The sequence below is a fragment of the Nocardia sp. NBC_01730 genome (assembly GCF_035920445.1).
In the GTDB taxonomy this organism is placed as follows: Bacteria; Actinomycetota; Actinomycetes; order Mycobacteriales; family Mycobacteriaceae; genus Nocardia.
The window spans coordinates 4,358,688-4,372,659 of record NZ_CP109162.1 but is presented as its reverse complement, the minus strand read 5'-3'; the positions used below and the strand labels follow the sequence as shown (position 1 = coordinate 4,372,659).

Below are 13,972 nucleotides of genomic sequence, written 5' to 3'. Positions count from 1 at the left end.
CACCAGCCCATCCTCATCCACGACGCCGCCGCGAACGGCGTCGACCTGCGACTGCCTGGTCACACGCACGGCGACCAGCTGTGTCCGGGCCTTTTGCGGAAGCCGACGGGGGAATCGGTGTTGCGCTCGAGCCCGGAAGGTGCGTCGGTTGAGCAGTTCAGGGTGCGGAAAGTTCGCTGGCTGCATAGGCTCACGGGGCTTGTTGTTCTAACGCTTGGAGTTTCTCGCCTATGTCGATGCCCTCCTCCCCAGCGCACAGCCGATCCGGTCGTGCCCCGCTGGATTCGCCGATCGACACCGATGGCCCACGGGTATCGCTGTTTTCACCGGAGTTCGCGGCGGATCCGCACCGCGCCTATCGGGAGATGCGGGAACAGTACGGGTCGTTGGTGCCGGTGGAATTGGTACCGGGTGTGCCCGCAACCTTGGTGATCGGGTATTACGCCGCGGTTCGGATCCTCAACGACCCAGACCATTTCCCGGCGGATCCGCGCGCCTGGCAGAAGAACGTTCCCACCGACTGCCCCGTGCTGCCGATGATGCAGTGGCGGCCGAACGCCTTGCGCAGTGCAGGTGCCGAACATGCCCGCTATCGGCGAACCAATGTGGCGGGTCTCGACAAAGTCGATCAGTACAGCTTGCACGACACCGTGGCGCAGATCGCGATACCGCTGATCAATTCGTTCTGCGCGGACGGGTCCGCGGATCTGGTCCGCCAGTACGCGTTTCCGCTCGCCTTCGCGGTGCTGAACGCCATGCTCGGTTGTCCCGCCGAGATCGCACAGCAGGCCGCTCAGGGTATGGCCGCGATCTTCGAGGGCGTCGATGCGGAAAAGGGAAACAAGACGCTCGCCGACGCGATGCTGCAATTGACTCTGCTCAAGCGAGCCGAACCCGGCGACGATGTCGCCACACGGATGCTGTGGCACCCGGACGGGCTGAGCGATACGGAGATGGTGCATCAGCTGGGCACGCTGTACGGCGCTGGCATTGAACCGCAGCTGAATCTGATCGTCAACACCCTGCTGCTGATCCTCACCGACGAGCGGTTGGGCGACAGTGTGCTGGCGGGGAGCCAGTCGACCCGGGACGCCCTCGACGAGGTGTTGTTCAACAATCCGCCGATGGCGAATTTCTGCTTCAGCTTTCCGAGGCAGCCGATCCTGATCGATGGTGTCTGGCTACCCGCTCACCAACCGGTCGTCATCAGCATCGCCGGCTGCAACAACGATCCCGCGATCGGTGCCGACCAGTACGCGGGAAATCGCTCCCATCTGGCTTGGGGTGCCGGACCGCATGTCTGCCCCGCCAGGTCGATTGCCTACCTGGTCGCTCAGGACGCCATCGACCAACTACTCGACGCCCTACCGGAGATACGCCTTGCGGTAGCGCCTGGCGACCTGACCTGGCGGCCGGGCCCGTTCCACCGAGCATTGACCGCGCTGCCGGTCATATTCCCGAAATCCCCGCCGCTACCTGAGGCGTAGCAGGCGGAATCACGGAGCTACGGGTTCGCTGCGGTGCGGCGGGGCCGGACGGTGAGCAAGGCGTCGGGAACGTAGCCCAGGTGCGCGTCACGCCAGCCGTGGTGCCAGACCTCGGCTATCGCCGAGGCGTCCTCGGGTCGGCGTGGCGCAGAACCGGGGCAATGTCCGTCATCCGCCGGATCGACCACCCGAAACCGTGATCAGCCTTGCTGGGTCGGTACCACGATCAGCTCGGCGATGTTGACGTGCTTCGGTGCCGCGACGGCGTACGCGATGACATTCGCGATGTCGCCGGGTTCGAGGATCTCGATCTCGGTGCGCCACTGCTCCAGCCCGGCACGCTGCTGCTCGTCCTGCATGCCCGAACCGAGTTCGGTGCCGACGAAGCCGGGTTCGACATTCTTCACCCGCACGCCACGTGGGCCGAATTCGGCGCGCAGGTTCCGGGTCAGATGCGCGACCGCGGCCTTCGTGGCGCTGTACACGGCGTAGTTGGGGAACACCATGTGTCCGCCGACCGATCCGACCAGCACTAGATCGGACTGCCTGCCCGCGGTCGCCGCCGCGAGCAGGTCGTCGATGAAAGCCCTTCCGGTGTAGAGCAATCCGTTGATGTTGGTGCCGACCATCTGGTCCCACTCATCGGTGGGCGCGGACTCGAACGGTGCGGCGAGCATTACGCCGGCGTTCGCGACGACGAGGTCGACGGCACCGAATGCCGCACGCACTGTGGCGGCGGCGTCCCGTACGGACTGCTGGTCGCCGACGTCGGTGGCGACGGCGAGCGCGTCACCACCGATTTCGGCGGCGAGTTCCTCGATACGATCCTTGCGCCTGCCGAGCAGGGCAACTTTGGCGCCGCTGTGCGCGAGCTGCCGTGCGGTGGCGGCGCCGATTCCACTCGATGCTCCGGTGACGACCGCGACGCGGCCTGCGATGTTGTTTGTCATGCCTACTACGTTCGTCTCCAGCGCCCTCGCCTGCCAGGTCGCGGACTTCCTGGTAGTCGCGGGACCACCCAGGAGCGGCACGGCTCACCTAGGCTCGGGATATGGACTCCGACAATCAACTGGGCGCTTTCTTGCGGGCGCGCCGCGAGCTGGCCCGACCGGAGGACTTCGGGATGTTCGGCGGCGGTCAGCGGCGCGTCGCCGGCCTGCGCCGCGAAGAGGTCGCCCTGCTCGCGGGGGTGAGATGTCAGTTACACACTCCTTGAGTGCTGTTGTCGGACATCGGTTCATCCGTCAGGTTCGAGGGGGTCAGTTGACGTAGCCCGAACTGGATTATTCACCGACGCGAAACTGGGGCTGCAGTGTGTGCCTTTGTACCTGGAGTGCACGTCAAACCACTGCTGTGCTGATCCCATGATGTTTCGCAACCGCCTCAGCCCAGTCGATGACCTCAACACCGCGCTCCGCACCGTCGCCGAGTTCAACCGCGTCATACTGGCCGCTGACACCAAGGCGGGACTGTTGTTGACCGCCAACGGATTCGTACTGACGGGACTGGTCACCACCACACGCATATCCATGAGCACCGCTCTGGTCGTGATGGCGATCGGACTCGCAGTGAGCCTGATCGTGTGCATGGGCTACCTCGCCGCGACGCTGCGGCCGCGGCTGGGTAGCGCCGGTCCCGGGAACTGGTTCTGCTTTCCGAGCTTTCCTACCGACGTGAGCGGTCGGCCGACAGCTCCGACGCTGGCCGATCAGGCGTGGCAGCAGGCTGGCACTCTCGCCGAGATCGCCCAGCACAAGTACCGCCGCTTCGGTGTGGCACTGCGCTGGACGGCGATCAGTCTCGTCGTCTTTCTGGCCTGGTTCACCGCGGCACTACTCAGCGCACCGGTCTGACCAGCGGTCCTTCGAATTGCGTGGTCCAGTGCTGAACCGGAGACACGCAGGGCAGGCTATCGCCCACGCATGAATTGCTGTTCCACGACAGAAGTCCCAGCACGAGCAGCACACCCGCGATCGGTCGGCCATACTTGCCGACCGATCCGAGTAGTCGCAGGACAGCCGCCAACACCGCCTGCAACCAATCGACCAGCACGAGCACACTCTCACCGTAGCCATGCACGAAGGACCCTGGTATGCGCCCAGCCTTCACCAGAGCCTTGGTAATCACCCATTCCGGCGCCAGCAACACGGCCGGAACAGGAGCCGTGAGACGTTCTTCGTGTCCGGCCAGTTTGCCGCTCACCCACGGCACCAACTTGCCCACAGCAAGGGTCAGCACGGCGAACACGACCCCCACGATCATCAAGAATTCGACAGTCTCGGCCCACCTCGCTGTGAATCCCAGGTCGAGCAGAAACTTGTCGAACTGCCTGATCAGTCCGCCGCCGAAAGGAAGCTCGGTCAACGGGTTCACCGTGATGCCGGGGTTAGTCATCGTCATCGTCATTTTCGTCGGACCGGTCGAGCACCTCGGCATTCTGCATGAGCGCCGCCATCGGCGACACGACCAGCTCGGCCTTCGGCGGCGCCACTGAACCAGACCCCACGGACGCCGGATTCACCTGGTCGGCGATCGCCGCGGACGCGTGCGCCAGGATGTCCTGGACATCACGTTTGTTGACCAGGTTCTGGTTGAGCAGCGCCTTCAACATGGCGTGCGCGGCATCGAACTCCACCTGCTTCTGCTGCATCATCAGCCCGATGACCTCGTTGACATCGCTGCGGTTGGATGCCAGCCGGTGCGCGAGAGGGCTGAGGTCACCGCGCTCAATCGCCTCCGCGTAGAAGCTCATCCGCTGCTGCTCCAGCTCGAGGCTGCGCTGCTGGGCGAACTTGGTGAGCTCATAGCTCTGGTGGGACGTCTGCAGCTGCAACCCGTGCTGGGTTTCGTTCTCACTCGACTGCAAATGCGCAGTGTGCATGCGGGCACCGTGTTCGGCTTCACGACGCTGAGCTTTCCGGTGATCGAATGTGGCCTCTTGGAGATACGCGTGCGTGCCGGCTTCGGGAGACAGCTTCACCGAGCAGCTCAATAGCGATATGCCGCAATCCAACGCGATCGGTTTGTCGAAGTGATCATTGATCTCACGCTCTGCTACCGCGAAGTGCTCCACCTGGTATTCGCGACTCAGCCGGCGAAGTTGCTGTTCGAGGTAGGGCCGATACACCAGTTCACCGGTGGCCGGTCGGTCTTTGACCGCCTTCTCTGGATCGACTACCCGCCAGGTCACATCGACTTCGGCTGTGAAGGTGAATACGCCCTCAGCCGTGGGCAGATCGAATCTGCACGAGTTGTGGTGGACGGCGACGTCCACCCAGTACACGCCCATTGGCGGCCGGAAGAATATCTCCCCTGCCGATGGTTGGCGCGTCAGCAGCGTCAGGCTCCCTGCCCGGTCTACCGATACGGCCGCATGCCCGTCTGTCGGAGGGCGGAAGGCGCGCCATGCGGACCTCTGCACTTCCGCGTATTGGATGAGTTGCCGTGTCCGGTCGATTGTCATGTCAAACCCCCTGTTTCGCGTCGAGCATTGTCAGCAGTTCGTCGACGGCCGCCCTCGGACCGCCGTCCTCGCCAGCCCATTCACGGAGGTGAAACGGCACCATTCCGTCGTTCTGATCTACCGTTTCCAGGTCGACGAGCAGTCGTCCCAGCGGCCCGCGGAACTGCGGGTCGCGTTCGGCGATTTGAACCCATCGCTTGATTTCGGCATAGGCGGCGGGCGGGAAGTACGGCGCTTGCATGAGGCGGGCGAACAGCACGACGATGTGATCGCGGTGCTCGTCGGATTGGTCGGCCAGCCAGACCAGCCTCGGCCACGGCTCAACACCGCCGACTGTCTCGGCTACCAGATCGAAACTCAGTTGCAGGATGCACAAGAATCCGGTGTAGCGCACGCCCCTCCGTCGCGACACGGTCCACCTCCGCAGATCACGCAACACACGGACATCCAGCTCACGGCTACTGAAGAGTTCGATCATGCTGTAACACACAGCATCTCGCAGATCCGGATCGGAGCTACGAGCTGAGCGCCGTAACAGCCGGAGTGCACGGTCCGGCATGAGTTGCCCCACGGTGCTGCCCAGAGCAGCCGTCGCTGTGACCCGCCGAGCCATCGGTTGCGTCGGCTGGACCCATGCCTCGAGCATCTCCGCGACCAGCGGCGCGAGCTCGGGTTGCAGACTGGAAAACTGCAGCGCGCCGATCGCGGCGTACTGGTCGTGCCGCTGACCGCTGTCAGCCCATGGTTCGATCACCAACCGTCTGGCGTATTCGAACTCGAAGGTGGACAACAAGCCGACGGCGACGCCCGCACGCGTGCTCGCTCTGAGGTCGTCTGAACCGCCGAGTTCACGCAGCCAGTCACGAACCAACTGGTGCGCGGCCGGATACTCCTGCCATGCGTACTCAAGCAGCCGCTGCGGAAAACGTTCGTCCACGAAACGCACTGCATAGACGGTGATTCGGCCGTACAACGTGTCCTCATGGGACCGATACAACTGCGCCTGAGCTCTACTCAGCAATTCGGTGCTCCGCACGCCGAACACCGTCTGACCTGACCCGGCGCCGTCGAGAGCCTCCGCATCGACGATCGAACTCGCCAGTGCTCGGCCCGCTTCGGACACGATGTGCAGCGGCATGTTGTTGAACACCGCCAAGGCGATCGCGAATGGGCGAGTATCGGTGTCGAGCTCGTCGAACCACTGCCGGAACCGATTGTCCTCGGCGGCCGCATACCGACCGACCATCTCGTCGATGTCGATTCGACCTACGGCAACATCGACCAGTCGCGCAGCCAGGTTGACGAGTTCGTGGGCGGACGGACGGTGCTCTTCCACCATGCTCAGCAGCGCCGCGACCTCGAGGCGCGAGAGCACGCCGAGATCGTCCTCGGCGAGCTGCCGGAGCAGGTGCTTCCTCAGTATCGCCGTGACGTCGGCCGGCTCACCGACGTCCAGCACGAATGGCCCAGCGTCGGGGCTGAGCTCGGCCTGATCATCGACAACGACGATCAATCGACTCTCGACCTCGACCAGCCGCCGCCCTAGTTGTTCGAGGTGGAATTCACTCAGCGTGCGTAGTTGCTGGCTGTGCGGTGTATCGAACAAGTAGCCCGTGCAGCGATCGAACTCGATGTCCAGCGATCTCAACTCCGCATCAGGGCTGAGCTTGTGCACACCTGACGCGCATTGCCGACTCAGCGCTCGCAGTGCGGTGGCGGTTCGTCCCCACCCTTTCGGAGCGCGCAGCAGCAGTACCGACTGCGACCCCAGCCGATCGCACAACTGCTCGAACTTCGGCGGCGGTACGAAAATCTGCTCGAGATCGCGGAGCTTGCGTGGTTCCACTTGACCGCTTCGTTCGAAACCCGCCCCGGACCCGCCCCCGTAGTTGTCGCGGCCGATCAGAGTGCCGACCTGTGTGCTACCGAAGATCACCGTATTTGCGGTGAGCGAGAGCCGCCCGTCCATCGAACCTAGCGCTTCGAACCTAGCGCTCGCTACAGCACGCGATTCGCGTCTACGCTCAGCATCAGTGGCTCGTTCGCGAATCTTGTTCGCCTCCGCCTCAGCGTCTTCGATCGGCTCCGGATCTGCTGCCGGCGTCTCACCTGCGACCGACTCCTCCGAATCACTCACGCGGCGCCCCCTCGGTTGTCGCCGCCGATAATGGTGCGGGCCCGGACATCTCCGATGATCATGTTGTTGGCCTTGATCGACCCGAACTCATCCGCCCGGACGGCTTGCTTCGTCCTTGTCCTCGTCAGTTCGGCGGCGTCGACGGGAAGCGGCGGCTCGGGGTAGCCAGGCACCCGAAGCCATGCCCTGACCTCGCCTTCGGACGTCCTGATGTCAGCGGCGCGATACTCAGCGGCAGTCACCGTCGGCCGGTAGTTGTGCCGCACAACCCCCTGATACACGACATCGGAGACGACGACGACCCCGACGGCCCTGCTCGCGTTCTTCAGAGTGCCCTTGACTACCGAGGTTTCGTTGAGCCGGAACGTGGCAGTCAGTGCATCACTCGACCAACCTCGATGGTCCCTGTTCACGTAGCCCTCGTGCACGGCGACGCGTACTCGGATCCACTCGAGCGGGCCAACGGTCTGGTTGTGGGCACGAACCCCCTCGACGACCGACTCGACAACCTTGTCGAGCACCTCCAGCACAGGAAGCTCGAGGACGAGCATGCAACCATCGCCCCGATCATCATTGGCGACAACGGATCCGGTGCGATCGGTCACCTCATCGAGAATTCGGTACAGGTTCGAACGCATCCCCGTGATTTCCGGGTTGCTCAGCCGACTCGAGTTCTCGACATCGACGACGACAAATGTGCAGTGCACCGGTCCGTTCATGGTCTACCTCCATACGGTTTGGGTCGGCTCATGTCTATCGGAGGTATCCCGCCGCGTCTGCGTCCAAATGCACACTCGGCAGGCCCTCTACGATGTCGGCGAGGAGATCTGGTCGCAGCAACTCCACTCGCCGTCTCCCGGTCCGCACCGCGCCCAGGTCGCGGAGCCGCTTCAACGCCTTAGAGACTGCTTCTCTGGACGCTCCCGCGGCGTGGGCCAGTTCCTCCTGCGACAACGCCAGAGCGATGATCACTCGGTCATCACCGCGCTCCCCGTAGCGCCGGGCATAGTCGATCAGCAAACGCGCGATCCGCTCGGTGACGCTATAGGCACCGAACTCGAGGCGCTGACCATCGGCTTCGCGCAGGCGATTGACCACCACCTGCAGGAGCGTGAACGCGATCTTGCCGTCGCCGACGAGCAAGTCCCGGAAGGCCGAGCCTGACACCGACGTCGCGGTGACCGACGACAAAGCGGTCACTGTCGCCGAGCGCGCTCGGCCATCGATAGCCGAGAACTCGCCGATCAAGTCACCGGGTCCGCGAATTGCCAGCAAAGCCTGTTTGCCGCTGGCCGCCGCCGAGGTCACCTTAACGCGGCCGACCTCGATGACCACGACGTGCTCTGACCGTTCGCCTTCGTGCATCAGCACGGTCCCAACCGGCCATTGACGTCGTATGCCAACTTCTAGCAGGGCATTTCGGCTGAGTCTCCACACTTCGTCGACGTTCAGATCTCCCCCTCCGCGACGCAAACGCTGCGCCGATACTCATCGGCTGATATCGAATTATCAAGCGCAACAACATACTTGACGAGCAGTTAGTGCCGCGTCAAGCGACGTTGGGTAGATGATCCGGACGCCGGATCGTGGAACGAGGGTTGTCATACAAATCCAGGACCCGGTTCATCTTGGGCATTCGGGGTCGTTGCTGGTCTTCCATGTTTTCGTCGCTTGCCACGGACTCCCCACCAGCCTTGAGGATCTGCCGCAGTGCCTCTCGGCTGATGTCGGCGATCTCGTTGTTCAGCAACACTTCTACCAGCTTCGACAAGCTCCACGTACTGAATGGCCATCCCAAGTCTCAAATGAGTCCATCCGGTTTTAGAGTCCTTGTTGGCCCTGGTCAGGGCTGGAAGGGACACTGAAGACCATGGCAGGACGTAAGCGGCACTCCGCAGAGGACATCGTGCGTAAACTCCGCCGTGCCGACGAGCTCGCCGCGACAGGTCAGACCGGCGAGCAGATCGCCGCCGATCTCGGAGTGTCGGCCGCGACGCTCTACAACTGGCGCCGTCAGTTTGGCGGCGTGGACACCGACGCCGCCAAAGAGCTCAAAGAGCTGCGCGAACAGAACGCCCGACTCGAGCGGCTGTTGGCCGACGCCGAGCTGGAGAAGGACGTCCTGCGGGAGATCGCCAAGGGAAAATGGTGAGCCCAGCGGCCAAGCGACGAGCCGCGGTCATGCTCCAACAGGTCAAAGGCATGTCGGAACGGTTCGCGTGCAAGGTAGTTGGGCTGCACAGATCCACGTATCGGCGACTGCCGCCCGCGCAAACACCCACCGATCCCGACGCCTGGCTGCGGTCGTATGCGACGAAGAACCCGTGCCACGGGTTCCGGCGGGCATGGGCGGCGTTGCGGTTCGACGAAGGCAGCGGCGTGAACAAGAAACGAGTCCACCGGCTCTGGCGTGAAGAAGGCCTGCAGGTCCGGGCGCATTCGCCACGGAAACGGGCCGGGCAGTCATCGGTCCCATTGATCGACGCTGACGCACCGAAGGTGGTGTGGGCATTGGATTTCCAGTTCGACTCGACTGTCGATGGGCGGGCGGTGAAGATCGCGTCGATGGTCGATGAACACACCCGCGAATCGTTGCTGCACCTGACCGAACGCTCGATCACTGCGCAGCGCCTGGTCGCCGAGCTGGAGCAGGTGTTCACCGCGGCTGGCGGGCCGCCGAAGGTGCTGCGGATGGACAACGGCCCGGAGCTGATTTCCCATGCGCTGCAACAGTTCTGCGCCGACCGGGTCGGGATCTCCTACATTCCGCCCGGAACGCCGTGGAACAACGGCTACATCGAGCCGTTCAACCGGCGGTTGCGCCATGAGTGTTTGAACCGCAACCACTGGACTGGCCTGTCCGAGGATCTGATCCCGAGCTGGTGGCGCACCCGGCCCGAAGGGACAAGAGGTTGCCGAGCTGACCGGGCTCAGTCTCACATTGATTAGCGCCTAGATTACGTCCCAAGCGGGCGAGTGTGGTTCGGCGCCTCGATCTGGACGACCGAAGTTTCGAGGTTCGAATCTTGCCAGTCCGACCAGGACGGGAGCGTAGGACAGAACCTCTTGAACCAAGCATCTGCTGGGCTTCGTCGTAGGGCTGAATCACAGATTGATCGGTGACCGACGAGATCGAAGCACGATCATTGCGGCCAAGCGCGGCCTGTCCCGGTTAAAATCCTACCGGAGTAATGCAATCTCGTTCCATGAACTACATGCGTCCCTAGAAATGCCTGATCCATCTGGATGGCGTCCCGAATCAGTGGATGATTCACCCAGTAAATTCGGCTGATATGAGCCGGCTCGACAGAGTTGAACCTAGCCACAGGTGGAGGGCCGGGGTCCATCTCAATATCCCGCGCCTCCGACAGGACTGACGGTCGGCCAAATGCTATTAATTGTGAGAAAACGTCTACAGCCACAAGGTTGATTAGATCGTCAACCGCTGAGAAAGCGTCGGCAAAATTCCTGGCGTTACCAGGGAGTTCTTCAATTACCTCTCGGGTGACGGACTTTCGTAGGTTGAGTGTAATTCTCGGATCGTCCGACGGAAGTCCACCACCTTCCATTTCTTGGACCTTGTTAGCGAGCTTTTTTCTAGCATTCAGCAATTCGCGCCGTTCTCCAGAATCGACCTTAGCAAATGCTTCACTAAATTTTGTCCATTCAGGTGTATGTGCAAGCTGGTCGGCTAATTCGACGACCTCCGGTATCACAGAAATTCCCAAGGCGGAATTTAGTTGCACCGGGGCGCTTTGGAACTGAAATCCAGCGGCAAGGGCTTCCTTCGACCATGGGACATTGAAGTTTAGGCCAGCCGCCATATGAAAGCTTTTGTTGGCCAACTGCGGTGCAGGAATGTTGGGATAGTGCGGCAGGCGCGACCGTATCCAGCAGACGGTTGTAACGAGTGATCGCTCCACCTGCTCGGAATCAGACATGAATTTCGCGGTAGCGGTATCGATGGGTAGACCCATATGCGGGAACGCTTTATAGATTTGCAATGGATTTGATTCCGCTTCATGTCCCCGCTCCTCAAACTTAGCCAGTGCTGGAAGGAGCCGTCCCGAGCGACGATTCGGTGGCAATTCTGCTGCCATATCGGCTACACGTCGCGAACGTCGCCAGGCGATGGCCATGGCGTCAAGCGACTCCCAAACTGCGGCTGTTGTCATCGCGTCCTCCTATGGAATCTAGTCAATCCAAGGTATATCAACCAATTCGTTAATCGCGGCCTTGACGAGGTCTCGCGCTGTATCACGAGGCGACTTTCGAAGGATTGAGTCAATACTGCCCCAACCGGAGCGCTGTCCCGCTTCCTCCCACTCCTCAACGCGACCTATATGAACGTCGTGTCTTTCTGTTTCAGCTTTTCGGTAAGAGATGGGCCAGTACGGTGTACTGACCTGAGGTTCAGGTGGTACTACTATCGAAAGCGGGGCTGGTGTCGCCATGCCAAGAACAAGTTCCTGCCAGCGCTCGCCAATTAGGCTGATAACTAATTCGGTGACAGCGTCTTTCGTGCATTCCGTATGCCGAACCATGGCTTTGACGGCTGAATCAGAGGTGGTGGGCACTGCCCATCCGGAGTCCGTATGGGCAAGCGCGCACTTCAGGATCATCTTCCAGACTGCTACGGCAGCCGAAAACGGACCGCCTTGGAATTCGAGCACGCGATGAGACGCAGCACGTTCGAGTCCCTCGTCAGCGGAAATCCACTTAGACTCGGAACCGCTATTGAGAACTAGATATCTTGCCTGGTTGGCTCCTTCCCACATGCAAATGGATTCGATATCATGAGAAGGTGCGAAGGTGTTGACTAGATGAAGGGCATACGACGGACCGTCCTCAACGTGGATGTCTTTATCGTTTTCGGCTACGGATATCGAGACGAACGGTAGGTTGCGAGCAATCTTGTTGCCCAAATCAGAACTAACACCCGACATCTCAGACAAGAATATCGCGCGCAACGTGTCATTCACGGTCAAATCTGCGGGAAGTTTGGAAATTTTTTTGGAGTGTGCTAATGCCGCGAAGAAATCCGCAAGCGAGTCGTGGGCTGGAAATATGATTTGAAAGTAGTTCTCGGCGGCAACAAAACCACCACGGAAAGCAGCATACTCGATACATTCGGGGCTGATCGAAATATGGGCCTCTGCCATTGTCTCGGAAGCGCGGAATAGTAGCTGCTTCCACTCGAACTGCTCACATTGACGCTGTCCCATGTCGAGAAGCTCAGCGAATGCCACACCTAGGCTTATCAATGACAACTGAAGGTCGACCACGCCGGCGCGGCGAGCCATCTCTTCAATAAAGATTTGATACATCTGAGCACGACTATTGAAAGGAAAGCCGCGTCCGAGAAGCTGTGCAGCCATATTAAGCAGGTACGGAATGCTTGCTGCTTCTCTTAAGGCATACTCGGCTTGCGCCGCAACCTCCTGGACTCGTCGATCATTTGTCTCACCTAACGTGGACAAAACCGCCCTTACAAGCTGTTCGCGCCCCGGGCGAGCGATCCCGCGGAGTACAAAGGCCGATCTGGGAGATGACGCGGGCGGGACTGAGTTGAGGATAGCCGCATCGCGTCCGATTAGAATGATCTTTGATCCGCCACCGGAGGCGATAAGTACTCGCAAGTCATCCGATAGTTCATGCCTGAGTGGCGCAGGAAGTTCAGCAACACCATCAAGAATGACGGTGGCAGTAACGTCGCCAAGTATCGCACGGCCAACCGATCCCGAAACAGGTGTATTCATTAGTTGTGCTAGCCCATCTGCAACCAATGCTCCTAATCTGTTCGGCAGGTAAGCAGCCGTGTTCGCGACTATAATTACTGATCCTTGCGCAGCCGCGAGGCGTCGGAGAGTCTCAGCCGCAGTGGATTTGCCGGTTCCAGATTGTCCGGCCAGAAGAATACAGCCTTCCACTTGGAGCAGGTCCACCAGCCTTGGGTTGCCGGTATACGTCGATCCGATTGCACGTTCCAGGGGGCTTGGCAGCAGCCTGATATCTTCTTCAACGCTTTCTATGAATGGCAATTCCAATATGGCAGAATGATACCGCTGGCGTAGCTCTGGCCCCCAACGCCAATCACTGACGTATTTGGGATCCAAACCAAATAATTCGGCGACATCTCGACGAGTAACTACTCTTTGATCTTCGCTGGATAATCCTGCGCGAGACATCAGAAGCATATACAGCCGGTGAACGATGTCATCGGCTTCAGATTCAGCATCGGGTCCGGTGCGAGGATTCACAAGCATTGACATGGCCTGCCGTACTGCGTGTGAGAGAATACCCTCCATCGGAGTAGCATCGACGACCATCCGAACGTGGCGGCATGCCGAGATCTCAGCAGCGGTTAGATTTTCACCCGCGAGTTGGATCAAATCCGCTGTGCTGCCGTTTGCGGCCTCCGTGATGGCACTGCGCAAAGTGGCGCCAGCATCCCCCAGTCGACCGCCAAGAACTAAATCGAATTGCGTGTCAGGTTCGCGGTCCGAAGCAGCCCAACCATGCAAGATGGGGTAAATATCGCTGGGTGCCCACGTATCTTTCAACTGCCGGTTCTTGATCTGCTTCGCCAACAGGATCTCGCCTGATGCGGATCGCAGTTCCAGGTCGAATGCGTCTTGGCCGCTTTCCACCTGCACTTCAGCAACAAGCGGATCGTCAAGCATACTGAGACAGGTCAGGACCGCCTGCGCCTGCTGATACGCGACTCCGGAGACGTTCGCCCACCCCGACACCCTCAGCTACCTCGCATTCGATGCCCTGCCCGGCAACAGATTCGGACCGTACCTTACGGCAACTCGCGAGCACATCGCATGGCTACCTGATAGTCATGTCTCGTTGGGCCAATCTGAACTTGCGTTCGCACCG

At 60.9% G+C, this 13,972-nt stretch carries 15 protein-coding genes; 5 read left to right on the top strand and 10 right to left on the bottom strand.

Annotated features, from left to right (window positions below; genetic code table 11):
• Positions 1-230: 230 nt before the first annotated feature.
• The gene (locus OHB12_RS17475) at positions 231-1,487 is read left to right on the top strand and encodes a cytochrome P450 (RefSeq protein WP_327109683.1); all 1,257 of its coding nucleotides are present in this window, start codon (positions 231-233) and stop codon (positions 1,485-1,487) included.
• A 17-nt stretch (positions 1,488-1,504) separates the two neighbouring features.
• Here OHB12_RS17475 and OHB12_RS17470 read toward each other — a convergent pair whose 3' ends face one another.
• Both OHB12_RS17470 and OHB12_RS17465 read right to left on the bottom strand, forming a co-directional pair.
• Positions 1,505-1,675 (bottom strand): hypothetical protein, encoded by a 171-nt coding sequence (locus tag OHB12_RS17470; RefSeq protein WP_327109682.1) that lies wholly within the window; start codon positions 1,673-1,675, stop codon positions 1,505-1,507.
• A gap of 12 nt (positions 1,676-1,687) precedes the next feature.
• Entirely contained in the window at positions 1,688-2,437 is a 750-nt protein-coding gene (locus tag OHB12_RS17465; RefSeq protein WP_327109681.1) for an SDR family oxidoreductase, read from the bottom strand.
• Between the two features lie 101 nt (positions 2,438-2,538).
• On the opposite strand from OHB12_RS17465, the gene OHB12_RS17460 reads away from it, so the two are divergent.
• On the top strand, positions 2,539-2,703 hold the full coding sequence (locus tag OHB12_RS17460) for a hypothetical protein (protein ID WP_442799806.1): 165 nt from the start codon (positions 2,539-2,541) through the stop codon (positions 2,701-2,703).
• A 148-nt stretch (positions 2,704-2,851) separates the two neighbouring features.
• Positions 2,852-3,340, top strand: a complete 489-nt coding sequence (locus tag OHB12_RS17455; RefSeq protein ID WP_327109680.1) for a hypothetical protein — start codon at positions 2,852-2,854, stop codon at positions 3,338-3,340.
• On the opposite strand, the gene OHB12_RS17450 is transcribed toward OHB12_RS17455, so the two are convergent.
• The 6 genes from OHB12_RS17450 to OHB12_RS17425 all read right to left on the bottom strand — a co-directional run bounded on the left by OHB12_RS17450 (position 3,324) and on the right by OHB12_RS17425 (position 8,858).
• Positions 3,324-3,887 (bottom strand): hypothetical protein, encoded by a 564-nt coding sequence (locus OHB12_RS17450; protein WP_327109679.1) that lies wholly within the window; start codon positions 3,885-3,887, stop codon positions 3,324-3,326. The genes OHB12_RS17455 and OHB12_RS17450 overlap by 17 nt on opposite strands.
• Positions 3,874-4,950: a hypothetical protein gene (locus OHB12_RS17445; protein ID WP_327109678.1), complete on the bottom strand. Its 1,077-nt coding sequence runs from the start codon at positions 4,948-4,950 to the stop codon at positions 3,874-3,876. Before OHB12_RS17445 ends, OHB12_RS17450 begins: the two co-directional genes overlap by 14 nt.
• Position 4,951: 1 nt before the next feature.
• On the bottom strand, positions 4,952-7,087 hold the full coding sequence (locus OHB12_RS17440) for a hypothetical protein (protein WP_327109677.1): 2,136 nt from the start codon (positions 7,085-7,087) through the stop codon (positions 4,952-4,954).
• On the bottom strand, positions 7,084-7,806 hold the full coding sequence (locus tag OHB12_RS17435) for a hypothetical protein (RefSeq protein WP_327109676.1): 723 nt from the start codon (positions 7,804-7,806) through the stop codon (positions 7,084-7,086). Before OHB12_RS17435 ends, OHB12_RS17440 begins: the two co-directional genes overlap by 4 nt.
• 34 nt (positions 7,807-7,840) lie before the next feature.
• Entirely contained in the window at positions 7,841-8,524 is a 684-nt protein-coding gene (locus tag OHB12_RS17430; protein ID WP_327121183.1) for a Crp/Fnr family transcriptional regulator, read from the bottom strand.
• A gap of 112 nt (positions 8,525-8,636) precedes the next feature.
• Positions 8,637-8,858 carry a hypothetical protein gene (locus tag OHB12_RS17425; RefSeq protein ID WP_327109675.1) on the bottom strand — a complete coding sequence of 74 codons (222 nt, stop codon included), beginning with the start codon at positions 8,856-8,858 and terminating at the stop codon, positions 8,637-8,639.
• A gap of 99 nt (positions 8,859-8,957) precedes the next feature.
• Here OHB12_RS17425 and OHB12_RS17420 point away from each other — a divergent pair, with 99 nt between their 5' ends.
• Positions 8,958-9,239, top strand: coding sequence for a transposase (locus OHB12_RS17420; RefSeq protein ID WP_327109674.1), 282 nt, complete (start codon positions 8,958-8,960; stop codon positions 9,237-9,239).
• 29 nt (positions 9,240-9,268) lie between these two features.
• Positions 9,269-10,036, top strand: a complete 768-nt coding sequence (locus OHB12_RS17415) for a DDE-type integrase/transposase/recombinase (protein WP_327109673.1) — start codon at positions 9,269-9,271, stop codon at positions 10,034-10,036.
• A gap of 194 nt (positions 10,037-10,230) precedes the next feature.
• On the opposite strand, the gene OHB12_RS17410 is transcribed toward OHB12_RS17415, so the two are convergent.
• On the bottom strand, positions 10,231-11,262 hold the full coding sequence (locus tag OHB12_RS17410) for a hypothetical protein (protein WP_327109672.1): 1,032 nt from the start codon (positions 11,260-11,262) through the stop codon (positions 10,231-10,233).
• Between the two features lie 18 nt (positions 11,263-11,280).
• On the bottom strand, positions 11,281-13,839 hold the full coding sequence (locus tag OHB12_RS17405) for a hypothetical protein (RefSeq protein WP_327109671.1): 2,559 nt from the start codon (positions 13,837-13,839) through the stop codon (positions 11,281-11,283).
• Positions 13,840-13,972: the final 133 nt, after the last annotated feature.

Excerpts from the sequence above, each read along its gene's own strand:
- OHB12_RS17445 (WP_327109678.1), bottom strand. The coding sequence starts at position 4,950 with ATGACAATCGACCGGACACGGCAACTCATCCAATACGCGGAAGTGCAG.
- OHB12_RS17410 (WP_327109672.1), bottom strand. The coding sequence starts at position 11,262 with ATGACAACAGCCGCAGTTTGGGAGTCGCTTGACGCCATGGCCATCGCC.
- OHB12_RS17415 (WP_327109673.1), top strand. The coding sequence starts at position 9,269 with ATGCTCCAACAGGTCAAAGGCATGTCGGAACGGTTCGCGTGCAAGGTA.
- OHB12_RS17455 (WP_327109680.1), top strand. The coding sequence starts at position 2,852 with ATGATGTTTCGCAACCGCCTCAGCCCAGTCGATGACCTCAACACCGCG.
- OHB12_RS17475 (WP_327109683.1), top strand. The coding sequence starts at position 231 with ATGTCGATGCCCTCCTCCCCAGCGCACAGCCGATCCGGTCGTGCCCCG.
- OHB12_RS17460 (WP_442799806.1), top strand. The coding sequence starts at position 2,539 with ATGGACTCCGACAATCAACTGGGCGCTTTCTTGCGGGCGCGCCGCGAG.
- OHB12_RS17465 (WP_327109681.1), bottom strand. The coding sequence starts at position 2,437 with ATGACAAACAACATCGCAGGCCGCGTCGCGGTCGTCACCGGAGCATCG.
- OHB12_RS17450 (WP_327109679.1), bottom strand. The coding sequence starts at position 3,887 with ATGACGATGACTAACCCCGGCATCACGGTGAACCCGTTGACCGAGCTT.
- OHB12_RS17435 (WP_327109676.1), bottom strand. The coding sequence starts at position 7,806 with ATGAACGGACCGGTGCACTGCACATTTGTCGTCGTCGATGTCGAGAAC.
- OHB12_RS17420 (WP_327109674.1), top strand. The coding sequence starts at position 8,958 with ATGGCAGGACGTAAGCGGCACTCCGCAGAGGACATCGTGCGTAAACTC.